At 65.3% G+C, this 21,957-nt stretch carries 26 protein-coding genes; 15 read left to right on the top strand and 11 right to left on the bottom strand.

Annotated features, from left to right (window positions below):
* Nucleotides 1-102 precede the first annotated feature (102 nt).
* Together AC1D02_RS19640 and AC1D02_RS19645 are read left to right on the top strand one after the other, a co-directional pair.
* On the top strand, nucleotides 103-630 hold the full coding sequence (locus AC1D02_RS19640; RefSeq protein ID WP_477319979.1) for a YggT family protein: 528 nt from the start codon (nucleotides 103-105) through the stop codon (nucleotides 628-630).
* Nucleotides 630-944, top strand: a complete 315-nt coding sequence (locus tag AC1D02_RS19645) for a DUF167 domain-containing protein (protein ID WP_477319981.1) — start codon at nucleotides 630-632, stop codon at nucleotides 942-944. Before AC1D02_RS19640 ends, AC1D02_RS19645 begins: the two co-directional genes overlap by 1 nt.
* Nucleotides 945-1,039: 95 nt before the next feature.
* On the opposite strand, the gene AC1D02_RS19650 is transcribed toward AC1D02_RS19645, so the two are convergent.
* The 8 genes from AC1D02_RS19650 to AC1D02_RS19685 all read right to left on the bottom strand — a co-directional run bounded on the left by AC1D02_RS19650 (nucleotide 1,040) and on the right by AC1D02_RS19685 (nucleotide 7,899).
* Complete coding sequence (locus AC1D02_RS19650) at nucleotides 1,040-1,978, bottom strand: carbohydrate kinase family protein (RefSeq protein ID WP_477319983.1); 939 nt, start codon at nucleotides 1,976-1,978, stop codon at nucleotides 1,040-1,042.
* A gap of 9 nt (nucleotides 1,979-1,987) precedes the next feature.
* Nucleotides 1,988-3,166 carry a zinc-ribbon and DUF3426 domain-containing protein gene (locus AC1D02_RS19655; RefSeq protein ID WP_477319985.1) on the bottom strand — a complete coding sequence of 393 codons (1,179 nt, stop codon included), beginning with the start codon at nucleotides 3,164-3,166 and terminating at the stop codon, nucleotides 1,988-1,990.
* Nucleotides 3,167-3,173: 7 nt separating this feature from the next.
* Complete coding sequence (gene prmA / locus AC1D02_RS19660; RefSeq protein ID WP_477319987.1) at nucleotides 3,174-4,118, bottom strand: 50S ribosomal protein L11 methyltransferase; 945 nt, start codon at nucleotides 4,116-4,118, stop codon at nucleotides 3,174-3,176.
* Nucleotides 4,115-5,512, bottom strand: coding sequence for an acetyl-CoA carboxylase biotin carboxylase subunit (accC, locus tag AC1D02_RS19665; protein WP_477319989.1), 1,398 nt, complete (start codon nucleotides 5,510-5,512; stop codon nucleotides 4,115-4,117). The genes prmA and accC overlap by 4 nt, the downstream gene beginning before the upstream one ends.
* 93 nt (nucleotides 5,513-5,605) lie before the next feature.
* Nucleotides 5,606-6,070 carry an acetyl-CoA carboxylase biotin carboxyl carrier protein gene (gene accB, locus AC1D02_RS19670; RefSeq protein ID WP_477319991.1) on the bottom strand — a complete coding sequence of 155 codons (465 nt, stop codon included), beginning with the start codon at nucleotides 6,068-6,070 and terminating at the stop codon, nucleotides 5,606-5,608.
* 89 nt (nucleotides 6,071-6,159) lie between these two features.
* Entirely contained in the window at nucleotides 6,160-6,597 is a 438-nt protein-coding gene (gene aroQ, locus AC1D02_RS19675) for a type II 3-dehydroquinate dehydratase (protein ID WP_477319993.1), read from the bottom strand.
* A gap of 154 nt (nucleotides 6,598-6,751) precedes the next feature.
* Nucleotides 6,752-7,273, bottom strand: a complete 522-nt coding sequence (locus tag AC1D02_RS19680; protein ID WP_477319995.1) for a TlpA family protein disulfide reductase — start codon at nucleotides 7,271-7,273, stop codon at nucleotides 6,752-6,754.
* A gap of 14 nt (nucleotides 7,274-7,287) precedes the next feature.
* On the bottom strand, nucleotides 7,288-7,899 hold the full coding sequence (locus AC1D02_RS19685) for a hypothetical protein (RefSeq protein WP_477319997.1): 612 nt from the start codon (nucleotides 7,897-7,899) through the stop codon (nucleotides 7,288-7,290).
* A gap of 109 nt (nucleotides 7,900-8,008) precedes the next feature.
* Here AC1D02_RS19685 and mpl point away from each other — a divergent pair, with 109 nt between their 5' ends.
* The 9 genes from mpl to corA all read left to right on the top strand — a co-directional run bounded on the left by mpl (nucleotide 8,009) and on the right by corA (nucleotide 16,446).
* On the top strand, nucleotides 8,009-9,376 hold the full coding sequence (gene mpl / locus AC1D02_RS19690; protein ID WP_477319999.1) for a UDP-N-acetylmuramate:L-alanyl-gamma-D-glutamyl-meso-diaminopimelate ligase: 1,368 nt from the start codon (nucleotides 8,009-8,011) through the stop codon (nucleotides 9,374-9,376).
* The gene (locus AC1D02_RS19695; protein ID WP_477320001.1) at nucleotides 9,373-9,951 is read left to right on the top strand and encodes a YqiA/YcfP family alpha/beta fold hydrolase; all 579 of its coding nucleotides are present in this window, start codon (nucleotides 9,373-9,375) and stop codon (nucleotides 9,949-9,951) included. The genes mpl and AC1D02_RS19695 overlap by 4 nt, the downstream gene beginning before the upstream one ends.
* Nucleotides 9,948-10,529: a chorismate--pyruvate lyase family protein gene (locus AC1D02_RS19700; protein WP_477320003.1), complete on the top strand. Its 582-nt coding sequence runs from the start codon at nucleotides 9,948-9,950 to the stop codon at nucleotides 10,527-10,529. The genes AC1D02_RS19695 and AC1D02_RS19700 overlap by 4 nt, the downstream gene beginning before the upstream one ends.
* 3 nt (nucleotides 10,530-10,532) lie before the next feature.
* Nucleotides 10,533-12,587 (top strand): ribonuclease catalytic domain-containing protein, encoded by a 2,055-nt coding sequence (locus AC1D02_RS19705; protein ID WP_477320005.1) that lies wholly within the window; start codon nucleotides 10,533-10,535, stop codon nucleotides 12,585-12,587.
* Between the two features lie 88 nt (nucleotides 12,588-12,675).
* Entirely contained in the window at nucleotides 12,676-13,527 is an 852-nt protein-coding gene (locus AC1D02_RS19710; protein WP_477320108.1) for an energy transducer TonB, read from the top strand.
* Nucleotides 13,524-14,330, top strand: coding sequence for a shikimate dehydrogenase (aroE, locus tag AC1D02_RS19715; RefSeq protein WP_477320007.1), 807 nt, complete (start codon nucleotides 13,524-13,526; stop codon nucleotides 14,328-14,330). The genes AC1D02_RS19710 and aroE overlap by 4 nt, the downstream gene beginning before the upstream one ends.
* A complete protein-coding gene (gene mtgA / locus AC1D02_RS19720; RefSeq protein WP_477320009.1) occupies nucleotides 14,327-15,034 on the top strand; it encodes a monofunctional biosynthetic peptidoglycan transglycosylase in 708 nt (235 codons plus the stop codon). Before aroE ends, mtgA begins: the two co-directional genes overlap by 4 nt.
* Complete coding sequence (locus AC1D02_RS19725) at nucleotides 15,031-15,408, top strand: DUF4124 domain-containing protein (protein WP_477320011.1); 378 nt, start codon at nucleotides 15,031-15,033, stop codon at nucleotides 15,406-15,408. The genes mtgA and AC1D02_RS19725 overlap by 4 nt, the downstream gene beginning before the upstream one ends.
* 72 nt (nucleotides 15,409-15,480) lie before the next feature.
* Nucleotides 15,481-16,446 carry a magnesium/cobalt transporter CorA gene (corA, locus tag AC1D02_RS19730; RefSeq protein ID WP_477320013.1) on the top strand — a complete coding sequence of 322 codons (966 nt, stop codon included), beginning with the start codon at nucleotides 15,481-15,483 and terminating at the stop codon, nucleotides 16,444-16,446.
* 191 nt (nucleotides 16,447-16,637) lie between these two features.
* On the opposite strand, the gene AC1D02_RS19735 is transcribed toward corA, so the two are convergent.
* The 3 genes from AC1D02_RS19735 to thiD all read right to left on the bottom strand — a co-directional run bounded on the left by AC1D02_RS19735 (nucleotide 16,638) and on the right by thiD (nucleotide 20,217).
* Complete coding sequence (locus tag AC1D02_RS19735) at nucleotides 16,638-17,909, bottom strand: NRAMP family divalent metal transporter (protein ID WP_477320015.1); 1,272 nt, start codon at nucleotides 17,907-17,909, stop codon at nucleotides 16,638-16,640.
* 155 nt (nucleotides 17,910-18,064) lie between these two features.
* Nucleotides 18,065-19,360 (bottom strand): glutamate-1-semialdehyde 2,1-aminomutase, encoded by a 1,296-nt coding sequence (gene hemL, locus AC1D02_RS19740; protein ID WP_477320017.1) that lies wholly within the window; start codon nucleotides 19,358-19,360, stop codon nucleotides 18,065-18,067.
* Nucleotides 19,361-19,386: 26 nt separating this feature from the next.
* On the bottom strand, nucleotides 19,387-20,217 hold the full coding sequence (gene thiD, locus AC1D02_RS19745) for a bifunctional hydroxymethylpyrimidine kinase/phosphomethylpyrimidine kinase (protein WP_477320019.1): 831 nt from the start codon (nucleotides 20,215-20,217) through the stop codon (nucleotides 19,387-19,389).
* A 98-nt stretch (nucleotides 20,218-20,315) separates the two neighbouring features.
* Here thiD and AC1D02_RS19750 point away from each other — a divergent pair, with 98 nt between their 5' ends.
* The 4 genes from AC1D02_RS19750 (at nucleotide 20,316) to AC1D02_RS19765 (ending at nucleotide 21,903) form a co-directional block, all read left to right on the top strand.
* Nucleotides 20,316-20,468, top strand: a complete 153-nt coding sequence (locus AC1D02_RS19750; protein ID WP_133112224.1) for a rubredoxin — start codon at nucleotides 20,316-20,318, stop codon at nucleotides 20,466-20,468.
* Between the two features lie 106 nt (nucleotides 20,469-20,574).
* The gene (locus AC1D02_RS19755) at nucleotides 20,575-20,970 is read left to right on the top strand and encodes a response regulator (protein ID WP_305506245.1); all 396 of its coding nucleotides are present in this window, start codon (nucleotides 20,575-20,577) and stop codon (nucleotides 20,968-20,970) included.
* 23 nt (nucleotides 20,971-20,993) lie between these two features.
* Nucleotides 20,994-21,368 carry a response regulator gene (locus AC1D02_RS19760; protein WP_477320022.1) on the top strand — a complete coding sequence of 125 codons (375 nt, stop codon included), beginning with the start codon at nucleotides 20,994-20,996 and terminating at the stop codon, nucleotides 21,366-21,368.
* 1 nt (nucleotide 21,369) lies between these two features.
* On the top strand, nucleotides 21,370-21,903 hold the full coding sequence (locus AC1D02_RS19765; RefSeq protein WP_477320024.1) for a chemotaxis protein CheW: 534 nt from the start codon (nucleotides 21,370-21,372) through the stop codon (nucleotides 21,901-21,903).
* Nucleotides 21,904-21,957 lie beyond the last annotated feature (54 nt).

The following is a 21,957-nucleotide window of genomic DNA, read 5'->3' on the forward strand; positions in this document are numbered from 1 at the left end:
CCGACCAGCAGCCGTCCTTAATAGGCAGCTGGGCCTGGATCAGGCAGAATACCGCTGTGTGACTCGTATCACACAGCGGTTTTTTTATTCAAGGAGTCGTTTGTGCTGAGTATTCTCCAGTTGATCGTGGATGCCGCCGCCACCGTGCTTGGCGGCGTATTGCTGCTGCGTTTCTGGATGCAGGCGATCCGCGTACGCCCACCGGCTTCGGTGGCGCAATTTACCTTTACCCTTTCCGACTGGCTGGTGCGCCCATTGCGCCGGCTGGTGCCCGGCGTCGGCGGCTACGATTGGGCCAGCCTGATCGGCGCCTTCCTGGTGGTCATGCTGGCCACTTCGGTGCTGTTCCTGGCCGGCTTGCCGGGGCAGACCGTGTTCCTGATGGCGCTGTACCGCTTCCTGAACTGGATCCTGTACGGCTTCATGGCGCTGCTGATCATCGAAGCGATCTTCAGCTGGGTCAATCCGCACGCGCCGCTGGCGCCGCTGGTGCGCGCGCTGAACGATCCGCTGCTGCGCCCCCTGCGCCGGGTGGTGCCGCTGCTCGGCGGCTTGGACCTGTCGCTGCTGGTCGCCCTGATCCTGCTGCAGATTGCCCAGCTCCTGCTGCGCATGGCCTTCGGGTTCTGATGACCCGCGCCTGGTGTTCCGCACTGCCTGGCGGCGTGCGGATCGCCGTCCAGATTACTCCCAACGCGAAGAAGACCGAAGTGATCGGCGTGGTCGATGACGCCCTCAAGGTGAAACTGCAGGCGCAGCCGATCGAGGGGAAGGCGAATGAGGCGCTGGTGAAGTTTTTGGCGGGGACGCTGGCGGTGCCGCGCAGTGCGGTGGCCATCACGCATGGGATGACCAGCAAGCGCAAGCTGATTGAAGTCAGATCGAACGAGCTGACGGTTGACGATGTCGTGTCGCGATTGGCGCCGACAGGACCGGGGGTGTAGCAGGGGTTTAGCGAAGCGGAGCTTCGCTCCTGCGGAACGGTCGAGCCTTGCAAGGCTCGACTCCTTCCAGGTCCGGCGGACCTGACCTCAACTTCTTAATAGCGGTAGCCGAACTCTTTTTCGAAGCGGTCGGCGATCTCCGCCGCGGTAAACACATGGTTTTGCCCGCCCTGCGACGCGATCTTGATCGATCCGAGCAGGCTCGCGAGCTTGCCCGTCGTCGGCCAGTCAAAGCCGTTGGCGATGCCGTACAGGAGGCCGGCGCGATACGCGTCGCCGCAGCCGGTCGGATCGACCACCGCCGTCGCCTTCACGCTCGGGATGTCGAAGCGCTTGCCGCCGGCGTAGATCTCCGAGCCCTTTTCGCCGCGCGTGATGATCAGCGCATCGAGCTTGGCCGCGATGTCGGCCAGCGTGAGCCCGGTGCGATCCATCAGCATCTCGAATTCGTAGTCGTTGGCCGCGACGTAGCTGGCCTTGTTGATGAAGTCGATCAGCTCTTCGCCGCTGAACATCGGCAGCTGCTGGCCCGGGTCGAACATGAAAGGCACCTTTTGCGCCGCGCAGTCGGTGGCGTGCTTGAGCATGCCGTCGCGGCCGTCCGGCGCGATGATCGCCACCCGCAGCTCGCCGTGGTCGGCCACGTTGTTTTCATGGGCGAACTGCATCGCGCCCGGGTGGAAAGCGTTGATCTGGTTGTTGTCCAGGTCCGCCGTGACGAAGCACTGTGCCGTGTAGGCGTGGCCGATCTTGCGGATCGCGCGCGTTGCGATGCCCAGCTGCTCGAAGCGGTCCATGTATTCGCCGCCGTCCTGGCCGATGGTCGCCATGATCAGCGGGTCGCCGCCCAGCATCTTGAGGTTGTAGGCGATGTTCGCCGAGCAGCCGCCGTATTCGGTGCGCAGGGTCGGCACCAGGAACGAGACGTTCACCTTGTGCAGCTGGTCGGCCAGCAGCGCCTCGGAGAAGCGGCCGTGGTACTGCATGATCTTGTCGAAGGCGAGCGATCCGCAGATCAGGGTGGTCTTGTTCATGTGTGGGCCCTATGGGTAGAAGATAGCGATATGGTAACCGGAAGCCTTGACCTGGTTCAGTTCGAAAAACACCTTCACCGGCTGCTCGGAGCGCGGCGCGAAGCCCTTGGCGGCGATCGTCGGCGGCAGGTAGTTCACCGGAGCGATCACGCGCCGCACGAGCGCTTTGTCGTTGGCGTCGGTCAGCGTCAGCTCCAGGTGCGGCCAGGCCTGCGCCAGGCGGCTCTGGTTACGCAGCAGGGTCACGTAAGAGAACGTGGTGGCGTTCACCGGCTGCAGCTCGCCCGTCTCGACGCTTAGTTCGTCGATCTGGGCAGGCAGTTCGATTTTGCAGCCGAGGACCGAGCACGCGGCGGCCAGCGCCGGCTTGGCTTGCGGGTAGCGCGCCGCCAGCACGTTGCGGAAAGTGGTCACGCCCTGCGCGGCCAGCGCCAGCACCAGCAGCGCCGAGCCGCCGGCCAGGATCAGGCGGCGGGTGCGGCCGGTTTCCTCGCGCAGGCGGCTGCGCCGGACAAACTCCGGCTCCTCGACCGCGAACTCGGCGTCGGGCACCACCGGCTCCGGCGAGAAGACCAGCGGCTCGGGCTTCTTGCGCTTGGCGGCGTGGCGGCGCACCGATTTTGCGACGGCCGTCTCGGTGTCGGGCGCCGCGGCGGGCAGGGGCGCGGCGGCGGCGGACTCGCGCATCAGCAGTTGCGCGGGCGGCGGCTCCGAAGGCTCGGCTGGCGCCGGCTCGGCTTCCATCGGCTCCGGTTCTTCGTCAGGCGGGGGCAAGGCGATGATCTCTTCATCGACCGGCAGCGCTGAAGACGGGGTCAGGTCCGCCGGACCTGACCCCGTTGGCTCCGGCTCGGGTTCCGGCTTTACCGGCTCGGGCACGATGCCGAACGGATCGAAGGTGGTGTCGAAATCGAGCGTGTAGATGGGTTCTTCTTCCGCTTTCTCCGCCTCCTGGGCGTCGATCTCGGCGATCTGCGCGTCGAACGCGTCGCTGGCCGATGGCTCGGCCGGAACTTCAGCGGGAGTGGGAGGAGAGGTCGGAATGGCGTCGAGGTCGACCAGCGCGGCATTGCCGTCGAAGACCTCGCCGCAGGCGCCGCAGCGCACTATCCCCCCACGTAACTTCAACTGGTCCGAGGCGACCCGGAAAGTCGTGTTGCAGTGGGGGCAGATAGTGGCGAGCGCCATGCCTTTGCTACGCGCGGGCAGGTGGAACGGTGTCGTTGCCAAGGACGCCGTGCAGCGCCACCCAGCCTTCGTGCTCCGCCCAGACGGCCAGCTTGATGAACGGCGCGTAGGCGGCGATCACTTCGTCGGCCTGGCGCGCCAGCACGCCAGACAGGATCAGGGCGCCGCCCGGCGCGATGCGGCCCGACAGCATCGGCGCCATCAGCTTGAGCGGATTGGTCAGGATGTTGGCGACGACGATATCGAACTTGCCGGTTGCATGCTGCGGCTTGGCCGATTGCGCAAAGTCATTCGGCAGGTAAAAGTCGATCTCGACATGGTTGCGCACGGCGTTGTCGCGTGCCGACTCGATCGCCTGCGGATCGATGTCGACGCCGGCCACGTCGCCCGCGCCCATTTTCTTGGCCACCATCGCCAGGATGCCGGAACCGCAGCCGTAGTCGAGCACCGTCTTGCCCGGCGCCGGATGGGCTTCGAGCCACTCCATGCACAGGCGGGTGGTCGGATGGCTGCCGGTGCCGAACGCCAGGCCCGGATCCAGCTCGAGGATCAGCGCCTGCGGATCGGGCGCCTCGTGCCAGCTCGGCACGACCCAGATGTTCTTGCCGATGTGGATAGGCGCGAACTGCGATTGCGTCAGGCGCACCCAGTCCTCGTCGGCGACGTCGCGCGTGGTGAACGCCGGCGCCTCGGCCAGGCCGATTGCCGCCGCCGCTTCGGCGACGATCGCGGCCTGGTCGGCGTCGACGTCGGTCAGCGCGACGACCCGGCTGTGATCCCACGCCGCTTCGGTCGGCTCCATGCCAGGTTCGCCGAACAGCGGCTTTTCCTGGTCGGTGCCTTCGTCGGCGTCCTCCACCGACACCGACAGCGCGCCCGCTTCCATCAAGGCGTCGGACAAGGCCTCGGCATGGTCGCGCGCGATTTCGATGACGACTTCGGTCCAGCTCATTGCTCTGCCTTGTCTTCCTTGGCGCTCAGCGAAGGCACTTTCGGCAGGTCCGGCTTGTTGGCCAGCTTCTGCTCGAGGTAATGGATGTTGGTGCCGCCTTCGATGAAGCGCGCGTCCACCATCAGTTCGCGGTGCAGCGGGATGTTGGTCATGATACCTTCGACCACCATTTCCGACAGCGCGATCTGCATGCGGCGGATCGCCTGGTCGCGCGTGGCGCCGTAGGCGATGACCTTGCCGATCATCGAATCGTAATGCGGCGGCACGTAGTAGCCGGCGTAGGCATGCGAATCGACGCGAATGCCAGGACCGCCCGGCACGTGCCAGCCGGTGATGCGGCCAGGCGACGGGGTGAACTTGAACGGGTCTTCGGCGTTGATGCGGCACTCGACCGCGTGGCCCGACAGCATGATGTCGCGCTGGCGGAAACGCAGCTTCTCGCCGGCGGCGATGCGGATCTGCTCCTGCACGATGTCGACGCCGGTGATCATTTCGGTGACCGGGTGCTCGACCTGCACGCGCGTGTTCATCTCGATGAAGTAAAACTCGCCGTTCTCGTACAGGAACTCGAACGTGCCGGCGCCGCGGTAGCCGATCTTGCGGCAAGCTTCGGCGCAGCGGTCGCCGATCTTTTCGATCAGCTTGCGCGGGATGCCCGGCGCCGGCGCTTCCTCGATCACCTTCTGGTGGCGGCGCTGCATCGAGCAGTCGCGTTCGCCCAGCCAGACGGCGTTTTTATGTTCGTCGCAGAGAATCTGGATTTCCACGTGACGCGGATTTTCCAGGTACTTCTCCATATAGACTTCCGGATTGCCGAAAGCGGTGCCGGCTTCGGTCTTGGTCATCGCGACCGCGTTCAGCAGGGCCGCTTCGGTATGCACCACGCGCATGCCGCGACCGCCGCCGCCGCCGGCCGCCTTGATGATGACCGGATAGCCGACCTTGCGGGCGGTCTGCACGATCTCTTTCGGATCGTCCGGCAGCGCGCCGTCCGAGCCTGGCACGCACGGCACGCCGGCCTTGATCATGGCCTGCTTGGCCGAGACCTTGTCGCCCATCAGGCGGATCGAATCGGAGCGCGGGCCGATGAAGACGAAGCCCGATTTTTCCACGCGTTCGGCGAAGTCGGCGTTCTCCGACAGGAAGCCGTAGCCCGGGTGAATCGCCTCGGCGTCGGTCACTTCGGCGGCGCTGATAATGGCCGGCATGTTCAGGTACGACAGCGTCGATTGCGCGGGGCCGATGCAGACCGATTCGTCGGCCAACTTCACGTATTTCGCGTCTTTGTCGGCTTCGGAGTGAACGACAACCGTCTTGATGCCCATTTCGCGGCAAGCGCGCTGGATCCGCAGCGCGATTTCACCACGATTGGCGATGAGAATTTTTTCAAACATGGTAGGTTCGGTGTTTCTGTGAGGTCCGGCCGAAGCCGGGAACTGCATGGTGAGTCAGGAGCGCCGCGGCCCGCGCGGGGCCGCAGGGGCTGCTTAGCCGATCACGAACAATGGTTGACCGAATTCGACCGGCTGGCCGTTTTCAACCAGGATCTTGGTCACGACGCCGGACACTTCCGAGTCGATTTCGTTGAGCAGCTTCATCGCTTCGATGATGCACAGGGTGTCGCCTTCCTTGATGGTGGCGCCAACTTCGACGAACGCCGGCGAACCTGGCGCGGACGAACGGTAGAAGGTGCCGACCATCGGTGATTTGACGATGTGGCCGGTCGGCTCGGCGGCGACGGCGGCCACTGGAGCGGCGGCCGCGGCTGGCGCCTGCGCCGGTGCGGCGTACTGCTGGGGCATGCCCTGCGACGGCATCATCATCATCTGGCCCTGCGGCATGGCCGAGGTTTTGACGATGCGAACCTTGCTTTCGCCTTCGGTCACTTCGAGTTCAGCGATGTCCGATTCGGCGACCAGGTCGATTAAAGTCTTGAGCTTTCGTAGATCCATGTGAAACCCCTTGGAATTATTGTGGTTGTAAAGGTAAGCGGCGCGCCTGGGTGAAGCGTGCCGCCAAAAATGCGTGAAGTTGACGAAGATTAACGCTTTTTGAGCGCAAAGTCGATGGCATACCGATATCCATCCGTGCCGAGCCCGCAGATCGTGCCGGCCGCGATGGCGGACAGGAACGAATGGTGGCGGAACGGCTCGCGCTGATGAATGTTCGATATGTGGACTTCCACGAACGGTATCTCAACTGCGGCGAACGCGTCGCGCAATGCGACGCTGGTATGGGTCAGCCCGCCTGGATTGATGACGATCGCGTCGACGCCGTCGGTTTTGGCGGCATGGATGCGGTCGATCAGCGCGCCTTCGTGGTTGCTTTGAAAGCACTCGATGGATGCGCCGGCCGCTTGTGCTTGCGCAGTGGCAGCGCGTTCGACGTCCGCGAGCGTCTCGCTGCCGTACACCTCAGGCTCGCGGGTGCCGAGCAAATTCAAATTGGGGCCATTCAGCAGCAACAGCTTTTTTACCATGGTCGGCGGTATCGAATGACGCGAAAGTCTGGCATTTTGCCGCCAACATCGGGGAATGGCAAGCGATAAAATTGCTCGCCGGCCTAATAGAACGACCGTTCGCAGAGGTTCCGGGGTCAGGTCCGCAGGACCTCACCCCGCATTTGACGCTAGCTCAAAGCTTGGCCAAATCCGCTTTCAGTTCCTTGAACTTGATCTGCCCAAGATAGGTTTTCTTCACCTTGCCATCCGCCCCGATCAGCACGGTATAAGGCAAGCCGCCCGCCTTGTTGCCGAACTCGCGCGCCAGGTCGGTACCGCTCATGCCGGCCACGTACAGCGGATAAGTGACCTTCACCTTGGCCGCGAACTGCGCGATATTGGTCGGCGTATCGATGCCGATGCCGATCACGTTGATGTTCTTCGGCGCGATTTCGCCGGCCAGCTCGGCCAGTTCCGGCATCTCCTTGACGCACGGCGCGCACCACGGCGCCCAGAAATTGACGATCAGCGCCTTGCCCTTGAAGGCGGACAGCGCCTGCGCCTTGCCGGCCGCATCGTTCATCGACTGCGCGAACAGCGAACTGACGGCGCCGGCCGCGGCGGGCGCCGGGGCAGTGGTTTTCATGCCGACGGCGGCGCCGGCGACTGCGCAGGTCAGCGCGACGGCCGCAATGACTAAGTTTTTCTTATGCATGGAGTTCCAATTCATTAAGTGGAGGCGAGCAGCGCGCGCACCGCGTCGATGTCTGCGCGGTGGGGACTGCCATCGGCGCGCGGCTTGAGCGCGCCGCGCAGGTCGTTCATTTCATACAGCTCGGCATGCACCTGCTGCTTGCGCCAGTGGAAGCTGACGGTCTCCACCGGATCGTGCCGGCCGCCCTTGAAGTGCGGCGTTTCCGAGATGTCTATATTAACGTCGCGGTCGAGCAGGAACATGATGACGTCCTTGGCGCTGTCGGCGAACAGCTGCAGGTGGATGTCGTCGTGCTCGCCGGCGGTGCCGTTCAGCACGGCGCCGGTCAGGTAAGGGCGAAACTGTTCCAGCTGCTCCATCACCTGCAGCGCCAGCTCGCGCAAGCCGCGCAGGATCGCCGGCTGGGTCGCGCCCTGAAACAGCGCCTGGTACTTGCGCACTTCGTCTTCGATTTCCAGGTTATCGGGCAGCAGGTTCGGCCGGGGCTGGTCGTCGCCGAGCACCTGGCGCGCCGCCTTGCGCTTTGCCGAGTCGTAATCGGCGCCGTCCTGGGCGATCATGCGCGCGGCGCGGGCGGCGATTTCTGCCCGCAACAGAGTGGGGTCGTTGTTCTGAGTGGCCATCATGGACGAGATGATACTCTGGAACGGTAAACGGCGGCGGGTCAGGTAAAATCGCGTATTCTAAAATTAAACAGTGCGTTCCAGCATCGCTCGGCGCCGTCCAGAGACCATCATGCATATTCATATCCTCGGCATTTGCGGCACCTTCATGGGCGGCCTGGCCGTCCTCGCCAAGGAGGCCGGCCACCGCGTGACGGGCTGCGACGCCAACGTCTATCCGCCGATGAGCACGCAGCTCGAAGCCCAGGGTATCGAGCTGATCCAGGGCTTCGGTCCCGAGCAGGTCAACCTGAATCCGGACCTGTACGTGGTCGGCAACGTGGTCTCGCGCGGCAATCCGCTGGTCGAGGAAATCCTCAACCGTTCGCTGCCCTACATGTCGGGCCCGCAGTGGATCGGCGAGCACATCCTGCGCAACAAGTGGGTACTGGCCGTGGCCGGCACGCACGGCAAGACCACCACCTCGGCGATGCTGGCCTGGATCCTGGAAGACGCCGGCTACTCGCCCGGCTTCCTGATCGGCGGCGTGCCGATGAACTTCGGCATCTCGGCGCGCCTGCAGGGTGACGCCGACTCCGACTTCTTCGTCATCGAGGCCGACGAATACGACACCGCCTTCTTCGACAAGCGCAGCAAGTTCGTTCATTACCACGCCAAGACGGCGGTGATGAACAACCTCGAATTCGACCATGCCGACATCTTCCCGGACATCGGCGCCATCGAAACCCAGTTCCACCACCTGGTGCGCACCGTGCCGGGCGTCGGCCGCCTGGTGGTCAACGGCGACGAGGCCTCGCTGGCGCGCGTGATGAAGCGCGGCTGCTGGAGCGAGCACGAAAGCTTCGGCGCCGGCGACACGGTCAACTGGTCGATGGTCGAGCACCAGGGCGGCGACTTCGACGTCGTCTTCAACGGCGACACCGTGGGTACCGTCAACTGGGGCCTGACCGGGCGCCACAACCGCTCCAACGCGCTGGCCGCGATCGCCGCGGCGCGCCACGTCGGCGTGCCGGTCGCGCAGGCGGCCGAATCGCTGTCGCGCTTCGAGAGCGTCAAGCGGCGCATGGAAGTGCGCGGCGTGGTCAATAACGTCACCGTCTACGACGACTTCGCCCACCACCCGACCGCGATCGCCACCACCGTCGGCGGCCTGCGCCAGAAGATCGGCGGCGAGGGCCGCATCCTGGCCGTGCTCGAGCCGCGCTCGAACACCATGAAGCTGGGCGCGATGAAGGATGCGCTGCCGGGCAGCCTGAAGGACGCCGACCTGGTGTTCGGCTTCGGCAGCCAGCAGGCGCTGGGCTGGAGCCTGGCCGACGCCCTGCGTCCGCTGGGCGCCATCGCGCACAGCTTCGACCAGATCGACTTCCTGGTGCAGGCGGTCGCGGTGGCCGCCAAGCCGGGCGACCATATCCTCGTGATGAGCAACGGCGGCTTCGGCGGCGTGCACCAGAAGCTGCTCGAGGCGCTGGCAAAATGATTTTGTATTTGCACGGGTTCCGCTCGTCGCCGGCTTCGTTCAAGGCGCGGGTGGTGGCCCGCAAGATGGCGGAGCTGGGTCGCGCCGATGAACTGGTGTGCCCGCAGCTGCCGGCGTCGCCGAAAGAAGCGATGGCGCTGGCGCTCAAGCTGGTCGGCGACACGCCGGCGAGCGAGCTGGCCATCGTCGGCTCCTCGCTGGGCGGCTTCTACGCGACCTGGCTGGCCGAGCGCTTCGGCTGCCGCGCCGTGCTGCTGAACCCCGCAATCGAACCGCTCAAGGACCTCGACCAGCACGTCGGCGTGACCACCGCCTGGCATTCGGACCAGCCGTTCGAGTTCAAGCGCGAATACATCGACGAACTGCGCGCGCTCGCCGTCGAGAAGTTCACGCACCCGGAACGCTACTTCCTGATCGCCGCGACCGGCGACGAAGTGCTGGACTACCGCGACATGGTGCGCCACTATGCCGGCGCGCGCCAGGTCGTCATCGACGGCAGCAACCATGCGATCACCGAATTTGCCGATTATGTCGACGACGTGCTGGCCTTCTGCCTGCCGGAAGCGGCGCGGTGAGGAGCGGCTCGCTGCGCCAGGCGCGCTGGCACCGCCACGTCAACGCGGTCGCGCCGACCGACGCGATGCGCGCCTGGCTGACCGAAGGCGGCTCGCTGACCGCGCGCTTGATCCGCCACAGCGCGGCCTTCCGCGTGCAGAAGCTGCATCAGCGCAGCGCCCTGTGCCTGTCGGACGAGGCGAAGAAAATCGGCATGGCGCGCCCCGGCCGCGTGTGGGAGCGCGAAGTGCTGCTGCGCTGCGACGGCGAGCCGGTGGTGTTTGCCCATACCGTGGTGCCGCTGTCCGACAGCGCCAGCGACTGGCCGCTGTTCGGCCACCTGGGCGAGCGCTCGCTGGGCAGCACCCTGTTTTATGATCCGCTGGTGCGCCGCGGCGAGCTCGAATTTGCCCGCCTGCGCGCCGGCCATCCGCTGGTGCAGCGCGCCCACGCCGCGCTCGGCGCCGCGGACGACACTGTTTACTATGCGCGCCGCTGCCTGTACCGGCGCCATCAAGGCACCCTGCTGGTCACCGAGGTATTCTTGCCTTCAGTCATCAATCTGGTTGCCGCCCCAACATTAAAGAACGTGAAGTGAACAATGAATCTATTTTTTGAAGAATCCGGCGATTTCAAGGTCGGCACCGTGCTGTCGCAGGCGGGCGAGGCCTACCAGGTTGAAATGCCGAGCGGGAAGCGCACCAAGGTCAAGGTCAAGGACGTGCTGCTGCAGTACGAGAAGCCGACGCCGGCCGAACTGCTGGAGCAGGCCAAGACGATCGCCGCCGAAGTCGACCTCGAATTCCTGTGGGAAGTCGCGGGCCAGGAAGAATTCGGCTTCGCCGACCTGGCCAAGGAATACGTCGGCCACGCGCCGCAGCCGCCGGAGTCCGCGGGCCTGATCCTGGCGCTGCACAGCGCGCCGATCTACTTCTATAAAAAGGGCCGCGGACGCTACAAGGCCGCGCCCGAGCAGTCGCTGCGCGCCGCGCAAGCCGGCATCGAGAAGAAAAAGCAGCAGGCCGTGATCCAGGCCGGCTATGTCGAGGAGCTGAAGGCCGGGCGCCTGCCGGCGGCGATGCAGCCAATCGTGCAGCAGCTGCTGTTCAAGCCCGACAAGAACACTATCGAGTACAAGGCGATGGAAGCGGCGTGCGAAGAACTGCACACGACGCCGCAGCGGCTGATGCTGGCCACCGGCGGCGTTGCGTCGCCGAAGGACCTGCACATGACGCGCTTCCTGTTCGAGAACTTCCCGCGCGGCGCCGGCTTCCCGAGCGTGCCGGTGCCGGCCACGCCGGGCGGCTTGCCGGCCGCCGACGTCGCCGCGTTCTCGATCGACGACGTCACCACCACCGAAATCGACGACGCTTTCTCGGTCACCACGCTCGCCGACGGCAAGGTCAAGGTCGGCATCCACATCGCCGCGCCGGGCCTGGGCATCCGTCCGGACGACGCGGTCGACAAGATGGCGCGCGGGCGCATGTCCACCGTGTATATGCCTGGCGATAAAATCACCATGCTGCCGGACGAAGTGGTCGACGCCTTCACGCTGGCCGAGGGCAAGACCTGCCCGGCGCTGTCGCTGTACGCCACGCTGGACCCGTCCGACTGGTCGGTGCTGTCGACCGAGACGCGCGCCGAGATGGTGCCGATCAAGAGCAACCTGCGCCACAACCACCTCGACGACCTGGTCAACGAGGAGACCCTCGCCAGCGGCGAGGGCGAGTATCCGCACAAGGCCGAGATGATGCAGCTGTGGCAGTGGGCGCTCAAGCTCGAAGCCGGCCGCATGAAAAAGCGCGAAGAGTTCGGCCTGAAGCCCGAGCAGAACAACCGCGTCGACTACAACTTCTACGTCGACGACGACGTGGTCTCTGTGGTCAAGCGCAAGCGCGGCGCTCCGCTCGACAAGATCGTCGCCGAGCTGATGATCTTTGCGAACAGCACCTGGGGCAAGCTGCTGCACGACAGCGGCGTGCCTGGCATCTACCGTTCGCAGGGTACCGGCGGCGGCGCCGGCTGGGCGGCCAAGCTGCAGGTCCGCATGGTCACGCACGCGGCCCCGCACCAGGGCCTCGGAGTCGACCAGTACGCGTGGAGCACCTCGCCGCTGCGCCGCTACACCGACCTGGTCAACCAGTGGCAAATCCTGGCCTGCGCCGAGCATGGCGTGACGGCGCCGCTGGTGGCGCCGTTCAAGCCGCGCGACGCCAACCTGTTCGCGATCGTGTCGGCGTTCGACGCCGCCTACTCGGCCTACAACGACCACCAGCAGAACATGGAGCGCTACTGGTGCCTGCGCTGGCTGGGCCAGGAAGAGGCGCGCCAGGTCGAGGCGGTGGTGCTGAAGGATGAAGTGCTGCGCCTGACCGACATCCCGCTGGTGATCCGCCTTCCGGGCATGCCGCAGGTGGCGCGCGGCGCCCAGGTCAAGCTGGATATCCTGCGCTGGGACGAGGTCGACCTGTCGATCGAGGCGCGCCTGCTGGAAGTGCAGCAGACCGCGGCGGTCGAACTGGGCGACGAGGAAGAGGATACCGGCGAAGCCGCGGCGGCCGAAGCGGTCGAAGCCGAAGGCGCCGTGGCGGTGGTGGAGGCGTCGGGGCCTGGTCCCGCGGACCTGAGCCCATCGTCGGAAGTCGACGCGGCCTGATCGCGATGCGGTAGAATCATTTCATTCTGTACGTCAATAGTTTCGAAGTTGGTTACGCGTGAAGTCTCTCTTAGAAAACCGCACCATGATGATCGCCATCGCCTTTTCGGTGGTGGCGCATGCAGCCCTGCTGGCGGTGCGCTTCGTCGCGCCCGACGCCTTCAAGATCCAGCCGGCGGATCCCGGGCTGGAGGTCATCCTGGTCAACGCCAAGCACGCCAAGCGGCCGCTCAAGGCTGACGCGCTGGCCCAGGCCAACCTGGACGGCGGCGGCCAGGCCGATGCCGGCCGCTCGAAGTCGCCGCTGCCCGACATGCGCAAGACCGAGGACGGCGACAGCCTGAAGGCGATGCAGAAAAAGATCGCCGACTACGAGGCGCAGCAGCAGAATTTGCTGACCCGCGCGCGCGCGTCCAACTACAAGGCGCCGCCGGTGACGGAGAAGGACAAGCCCGATCCGCGACGCTCCGGCGAAGACCTGCTCGAATCGTCCAAGGCGATCGCCCGCGCCACCGCCGAGATCAGCACCGTGATCGAGGAACAGAACAAGCGCCCTAAGAAAACCTACATCACGCCGAGCACCCAGGAAGTCGGCTACGCCATGTACTACAAGGCGATGCAGAAGCGCGTCGAGGAAATGGGCACGCTGAACTTCCCGCAGGTGAACGGCCGCAAGCTGTACGGCGAGCTGGTTCTGTACATCCCGATTTTCCAGGACGGGACGATCTATGTGAAGGATGGCGGCGTGCGCATCGAGAAAAGCTCCGGCAACCCGGACCTCGACAAGGCGGCGATGGCAATCGTGCGGCGCGCCGCCCCATTCGGCAAATTCCCGCCTAATATGCTGTCATCGGACCGCGACGACCTATGGGTCATCATCACCCGGTTCAAATTCACGCGCGAGGAAACCATGAAAGCGATGCCGGGAGGCGGGCAATGAGCGACCGCTATTGTGTGATCGGGAACCCGGTGGCGCATAGCAAGTCGCCGGCCATCCATGCCGCCTTCGCCGCCCAGACCGGGCAGCAGCTGGTGTACGAACGCTGCCTGGCGCCGCTCGACGCCTTCGCCGCCACCGTGCAGCAGCTGGTTGACGCCGGGTGCAAGGGCGCCAACGTGACGGTGCCGTTCAAGCTCGATGCCGCCGCGCTGGCCGATACCTTGTCCGACCGCGCCCACGCGGCCGGCGCGGTCAACACCCTCAGCTTCACGCCACAGGGCATCGCCGGCGACAACACCGACGGCGCGGGGCTGGTCAACGACATCCTGAATAACGCCGGCGTTTCCATCGCCGGCAAGCGCGTGCTGCTGCTCGGCGCCGGCGGCGCGGCGCGCGGCGTAGTGCTGCCGCTGCTGCAGCAAGGCCCGCGCGAGCTGGTCATCGCCAACCGCACCGCAGCCACCGCCGGCGCGCTGGCCGTGCGCTTCGGCGGCGTCACGTCCGCCTGCGAGTTCGCCGACCTGGCCGGCCAGTTCGACATCGTCGTCAACGCCACCTCGGCCAGCTTGGCCGGCGACATCCCGCCCGTGCCGCCCGCCGTATTCGGCGCCGGCGCGCTGGCCCTCGATATGATGTACGGCAGCGAGCCGACCCCGTTCATGCGCTTCGCGGCTGGACACGGCGCCAACGCCCGCGACGGCCTGGGCATGCTGGTCGAGCAGGCCGCCGAAGCCTTCTTCATCTGGCGTGGCGTGCGCCCTGAAACCGCCGCGGTACTGGCCTCGCTCCGTATGCCGGCATGACCCGGGCGCGCAAGGGCGGCCGGGGCTGGCTCAAGTGGATCATCCTCGGTCCGCTGCTGGCCGTGTTCCTGCTGCAGCTGTACTTCTTCCTGCAGATCTGCTGGTGGACCCGCTTCAATCCGTCGATGACCAGCTTCATGAGCGCGCAGCTGTCCGAGCTGCGCCAGACCAATCCGAACGCGGCGCTGGAGCAAAAGTGGGTGCCGTATGCCTCCATCTCGCCGAACCTGAAGCGCGCGGTGATCGCGTCGGAGGACGCCAACTTTGCCGAGCACCTGGGCGTCGACTGGGTCGCGCTGGAGAAGGCCTACGCGCGCAACAATACGCGCCGCAAAGTGGTCGGCGGCGGCTCCACCATCACCCAGCAGCTGGCCAAGAACCTGTTCCTGTCCGGCTCGCGCAGCTATGTGCGCAAGGGCCAGGAGATGATCATCGCCTTCATGCTGGAGACCGTGATGAGCAAGCAGCGCATCCTCGAGATCTACCTGAACGTGGTCGAATTCGGACGCGGCGTGTTCGGCGCCGAAGCGGCCGCGCGCCACTATTTTCGGGTGCCGGCGGCCGGCCTGAATACGGCGCAGGCGGCCAAGCTGGCCGTGATGCTGCCCAATCCGCGCTTCTACGACCGCCATCGCGACACCAACTACCTGGCGCGCCGCACCAGCCTGATCATGAACCGCATGAATTCCGCCGAGCTGCCGTGAAAACGAAAAGCCATCAGCGCGGCGCGCTGAACCTGGTGTGGGTCGCGATTCTCTCGGCCGGTGTGGCCGCGACGGCGATGGCTGCGCTGTGGTCGATGCGGCACGACCGCAACCTGTTCGCGGACGGTGTCGACAAGCTGGCCAAATCCGCGCCGTCGCTGCCGAGCCAGCCCGCGGCGCCCATGCGAAAGTGCAAGATCGACGGCAAGACAGTCATCTCGAACACCGACTGCAAGGACAGCAACAAGACCAGCAAGACGATCGACATCGTCGCCACCAGCGGCGTCGAGGCGCCCAAAGTGCCGGCGCCCGCGCCGGTCGAGGCGAGCTCGGACCCGGCACTCGACAAAATCATCGAAAAACAGACGCGCTAAGGTTAAATTGCTGACGTTTGTGTGTCCTTGCGGGTACACTTGCGAAGTTTCGTATCCGGCCGAGAATTTCGCATGATCAACGTATTTGTCCTACAAAATGGCCGGCTCAACCAGGTTCCGATCGACACCCGTGAAGACCTGGAAAGTGTGGAGCCCGTCTGGGTTGACCTGACTGATCCGACCGACGACGAGCGGTCCTGGGTCAAGGCGATCTATGGCGTGATCCTGCCGGGCGAAGACGAAGTCAAGGACATCGAAGCGTCGGCGCGCTATTACGAGGCGGAAAACGGCGACCTGCACCTGCGCACCGACTTCCTGCTGGAAGAGGACGATGGCCCGTCGCGCATCGTCACGGTCGCGTTCATCCTGGCGCGCAAGATGCTGTTCTCGGTGCACACCGACGACCTGCCGGTATTCCGCCTGGTGCGCATGCGCGCGCGCTCGCGGCCGGGGTCGATCGCCGACTACATGGACGTGCTGCTCGACCTGTATGCGACCGACGCCGAGTATTCGGCGGACGCGCTCGAAGGCATCTACCAGAACCTTGAAGAAGTATCGGGCCGCGTGCTGCAGGAAGAATTCACCGACCAGGACGCGGCGGCGGCGCTGAATGCGATCGCGCACGAGGAAGACTTGAACGGCCGGATCCGCCGCAACATGATGGACACGCGGCGCGCGGTCAGCTTCCTGATGCGCGGGCGCCTGCTCAACGCCGAGCAGTTCGAAGAAGCGCGCCAGATTCTGCGCGACATCGAATCGCTGGACGGCCACACCTCCTTCCTGTTCGACAAGATCAACTTCCTGATGGACGCCACGGTCGGCTTCATCAACATCAACCAGAACAAGATCATCAAGATCTTCTCGGTGGCGTCGGTCGCCTTCCTGCCGCCGACGCTGATCGCCAGCATCTACGGCATGAACTTCAAGTGGCTGCCGGAGCTGGACTGGACCTTGGGCTACCCGTTTGCACTGGCGCTGATGATCACAAGCGCGATCGCCCCGTTCTGGTACTTCCGCCGCCGTGGCTGGCTGAAATGAACGTTGGGGTCAGACCCGCTTTTTGTTCTGCCACCGGCGCATACGCGAAATAACATTGGGGTCAGACCCGCTTTTTGTTCTCCCATCGGCGCATGCGCCAAAGAACATTGGGGTCAGACCCGCTTTTTGTTCTGTCATGGGCGCATACGCCAAATAACATTGGGGTCAGACCCGAGCGGTCAGACCCATGTTTACATGGTCGCAAACATGGCGACGACCGCCACCAGCATCACAGCGACGCCGAGCCACCCGATGATGGTATGCCGCCGCGACAGCGTGAACGCCCCCATCAGCTTCTTGTTATGCGCCAGCATCATCATCACCGCCATGATCGGCACCGCGATCACGCCGTTGATCTGCGCCGACAGCACCAGCGCCTTGATCGGGTCGATCGGCGCGAAGTTGAGCAGCATGCCGCCGATCGTCGCCAGCGCGATGATCCCGTAAAACTCCTGCGCTTCGACCGCCTTCAGGTCGAGCCCATTGGCCCAGCGGAAGCTCTCGGTCACCGCGTACGCGGCCGACCCGGCCAGCACCGGCACCGCCAGCATGCCGGTGCCGATGATCCCCAGCGCGAACAGCAGGAACGCGAATTCGCCGGCGACGGGCCGCAGCGCCTCGGCCGCCTGCGCCGACGTCTGGATCGTGGTGATCCCGTGCGCCCCCAGCGTGACCGCGGTGGTCAGGATGATGAAGTACGCGACCAGGTTGGAGAACCCCATGCCGACGAAGGTGTCGACCTTGATGCGTCCGAGCTGGATCGGCGCGTCCTTCGGCTGGCGCCGCAGCGACTGCGCGTTGCTGTCGGCGCGGATTTCCTCGACTTCCTGCGACGCCTGCCAGAAGAACAGGTAGGGCGAAATGGTGGTGCCGAAGATGGCGACGATCAGCGCCACCGATTCCTTGGTGAAGGTGAAGTCCGGCCACACGGTCTTGTGCAGCACCTCGACCCAGTCCAGCTTTACCGCGAACACGATGCCGACGTAGGCCAGCAGGCCAAGCGTCAGCCACTTCAGGTAGCGCACGTAGGTGCTGTACGGCAGCCAGACCTGCAGCGACAGGCACAGGACGCCGAAGCCGAGCGAATACATGTGCGCCGAGCCGACGCCCGTCACCAGCCGCGCCGCCTCGCCCATCGCGGCGATGTCGGCGGCGATGTTGATCACGTTCGCCGCCAGCAGCAGGATCACGATCGCGTACAGCAGCCACGGCGAATACGCGCGCCGGATGTTGGCCGCCAGCCCGCGCCCGGTGACGCGGCCGATGCGCGCCGACACCAGCTGGATGCCGACCATGAACGGATAGGTGAGCACCAGGGTCCACAGCGTATTGAAGCCGAATTGCGCGCCCGCCTGCGAATAGGTCGCGATGCCGGACGGGTCGTCGTCGGCGGCGCCCGTGATCAGGCCGGGGCCGAGGGCTTTGAGGGTGGCGTTGTCTTTAAGGCGGCGGATGAAGTGCATGAATGGCTCGCGCGCATGCGGCGCGGCCATCCCGGGGAAGGGTGGGCTAGCGCGCCGGCTGCATCAAAATTGGTATGGGAATGTTCATTTCGGGGCGGAGTGTAGCACGGCGGCCACCGTCGAAGGTGGCGCCATGGTTACAGTTAAGTTTCGCTTCAGGCCAGTTTGGCGAAAACCTTGCGCGCCGCCGCGACGGTCGCTTCGATCACCGCGTCGTCGTGCTGCGCCGAGACGAATCCCGCCTCGAACGCGGCCGGCGCGAAGTACACGCCTTGGTCGAGCATGCCGTGGAAGAAGGCGTTGAAGCGCGTTTTATCGCCGGCCATCATCTCGCTGTAGCTGGCCGGGACCGTGGCCGAGAAGTACAGGCCGAACATGCCGCCCACCGCATCGGCGCAGAAGGTCACGCCGGCTTCCCTGGCCGCGGCGGTCAGGCCGTCGACCAGCTTGTTCGCCTGCGCGCCCAGCTTCTCGTAGAAGCCCGGCTCCTGCACCAGCTTCAGCGTGGCCATGCCGGCGGCCACCGCCACCGGGTTGCCCGACAACGTGCCGGCCTGGTACACCGCGCCGATCGGCGCCATGTTGTGCATCAGCTGCGCGCTGCCGCCGAAGGCCGCCACCGGCATGCCGCCGCCGATCACCTTGCCCAGCGCCGTCAGGTCCGGCGTGATGCCGTACAGTTCCTGGGCGCCGCCCAGGCCGACGCGGAAGCCGCACATCACTTCGTCGAAAATCAGGATCGCGCCGTGCTTGGTGCACAGCTTGCGCATCGCCCCGAGGAACTCCGGCGTGGCGCGAATCAGGTTCATGTTGCCGGCCACCGGCTCGACGATCACGCAGGCGATGGTGTCGCCCATCGACTCGAACGCGTCTTCCAGCTGGGCGACGTTGTTGTAGTCGAGGACCAGGGTGTGCTTGACGAAGTCCTCCGGCACGCCGGCCGATGTCGGATTGCCGAAGGTGAGCAGGCCGCTGCCGGCCTTCACCAGCAGCGAGTCGGCGTGGCCGTGATAGCAGCCTTCGAACTTGACGATCTTGTCGCGTCCCGTGGCGCCGCGCGCCAGGCGCAGCGCGCTCATGGTCGCCTCGGTGCCGGACGACACCAGCCGCACCTGCTCGATCGACGGCACCAGCTTGCAGATCTCTTCGGCCATCTCGATCTCGCCCTGGGTCGGCGCGCCGAACGACAGGCCGCGCGCGGCGGCGTCCTGCACCGCCTTCACTACTGCCGGATGGGCGTGGCCGACGATCGCCGGTCCCCACGAGCCGATGTAGTCGATGTAGCGCTTCCCGTCGGCATCCCAGAAATACGGGCCTTCGGCGCGCGTGATGAAGCGCGGCGTGCCGCCCACCGATTTGAAGGCGCGCACCGGCGAATTGACGCCGCCCGGAGTAGTCAGCTGGGCGCGCGCGAACAGGGTATCGTTTTTGGAAGTGGTGTCAGTGGTCATGATGGGAGAAAGCGTGAAGGGTTGAATCAGAAGGCGCCAGTCGCGGCCCGGAAGAATTTGTTGGGTACCAGCTTGCCCATGCCGAAGCGCTGCGCCTGCGCCAGAGCGCCGTGGGTGAATTCCTGCGCCGCGCGCGCCGCGGCCTGCGGCTCGAGCCCGCGCGCGAGGTAGGCCGCCAGCGCGGCCGACATGGTGCTGCCGGCGCCGATGAACGGGCCGGCCAGGTGCTGCCAGCTGGCGGTGTCGATCGCGCCGGTCTCGTCGAACAGCGTGTTCGAGATGGTCGCGTCGATACCCTTGCCGGCGGCGCCGGTGCCGGTCACCAGCACCATCTCGCAGCCGATGCCGGTCAGTTCGGCCACGTCGGCGGCCAGCATGTCGCCGCTGCCGCCTTCGCGCCAGGTCTCGGCCATGCGCGCGATCTCCACCTGCGAGGCGAGCATCATGCGCGCCTGCGGCGCCAGGATCGAGCGGATCGCCATCAGCATGTCGTCGTCGGCCAGCCCCGAATCGGGAAGGCCGGACAGGAAGGGATCGAGCACCAGCGGAACGTCCGGATAGTCGGAGACGATTTCGGCGATCGCCGAGGCCTGCTCGATCGACAGCAGCGCGCCGACCTTGATCGCGGCCACCTGCATGTCTTCGAGCAGCACGCGGGCCTGGTCGACCACCCAGTCGGCGTCGATTTCGTCGCTGTCCTCGACCCGCGCGGTGTCGCCGATCAGCATGCCGGTCAATACCGACAGCCCGTGGCAGCCCAGCGCGGCGAAGGTGGCCAGGTCGGCCTGGACGCCGGTGGCGCCGACCGGGTCGGAGACGCCGAAGGTCAATATGAGGGGAGATGTTTGGTTTTGCACGGCCGGTGGATTAAGATACCTGATTCGGCATTTTACTAGATGGAAGGATTTACAACGTGAGTAGCAATGAAACAACGCAGGCGCCTTTTCAAACCTGGATGTGCCTGATCTGCGGATGGGTGTACGACGAAGCGGCCGGCTTGCCGGACGAAGGCATCGCACCCGGCACCCGCTGGGCCGACGTCCCGATGAACTGGACCTGCCCGGAGTGCGGCGCCCGCAAGGACGATTTCGAAATGACCGCGATCTAACCGCGGAGAAATAGTAGTTGACGTCGTAGTTGATTCACTGCAACATTTAACGCACAAAAGTCTTGCCGTATGGTATCGTGCTTATTCATGCTGAAGTGAACTGACTATGACGAACTCGCAGCAACCCACCGGTTTGAAGATCATGGTGATCGACGATAGCAGCACGATTCGCCGCTCCGCCGAGATATTCCTGACCCAGGCCGGCTACCAGGTCGTGCTGGCCGACGACGGCTTCGACGCCCTCGCCAAGATCAACGACCACCACCCGGCGTTGGTATTTTGCGACATCCTGATGCCGCGCCTCGACGGCTACCAGACTTGCGCACTCATTAAGAAGAGCGCCCGCTTCCACGCCACGCCGGTGCTGATGCTCTCCTCCAAGGACGGCCTGTTCGACCGCGCGCGCGGCGCCATGGTCGGCTCCTCGGCCTACCTGACCAAACCATTCAGCAAAGACAGCTTGCTGGCCGCCGTGCGCGAACATACCGCCGGCCTGACCTGAACACCTACCCGCAGGAGCGCCTCGTGGCCATTCATAACATCCTTATCGTCGACGACTCCCCGACCGAGCGCTATTACCTGACCGATATCCTGGTCAAGAACGGCTTCAACGTCACCACCGCCGAAAACGGCGAAGAAGCGCTGGCCAAGATCAAGCAGCAGAAGCCGGAACTGATCCTGATGGACGTCGTCATGCCGGGAGCGAACGGCTTCCAGGTGACCCGCTCGATCGCCCGCGATCCCGACCTGGCCAACGTCCCGATCATCATCTGCAGCAGCAAGAACCAGGAAACCGACCGGATCTGGGGCCTGCGCCAGGGCGCGCGCGGCTATCTGGTCAAGCCGGTCGATCCGCAGGCGCTGCTCGACAAGATCGCCGCGCTGGCCGCGGCAGTCTGACATGGCCCACAGCGACGCCGACCTCCACGCCCCGGCCCGGGTCGACCCGGCCGGGCGCCGCACGCGGCTGCGCCAGTACCAGGTGCAGCTGCTCGAACGCATGCAGGCCGCGCGCGCCAACACCGGCGCCGCCGTCAACCAGCTCGGCGTGCAGATCGGCGCCGACCGCTACCTGCTCGACCTGACCCAGGCCGGCGAAATCGTGCCGGTGCCGCCGCTGACCGTGGTGCCGCTGACCCAGGCCTGGTACCTCGGCCTGGCCAACATCCGCGGCAACCTGGTCGGCGTAGTCGACCTGGCGCGCTACCTCGACTTCGGCGACACCGCCGCCGGCTCGGACAGCCGCATCGTCACCTTCGCCGCCGCGCTGGGATTCAACTGCGGCCTGCTGGTGTCGCGCGTGTACGGCCTGCGCCACGGCGCCGGCATGGAAGCGGCGGACGGACGCCTGCGCGACGCCGACGGCAACGAATGGACGGCGCTGGACCTGGCCGCGCTGGTCGCCGACGAACGTTTTTTACACGTCGGCCTGTAAACCAATCATCGAACAAATGGTCTTACCTTAATAGGGACTGGAGCTGCAATGGGA

This window comes from Massilia sp. P1_C10, assembly GCF_056406475.1.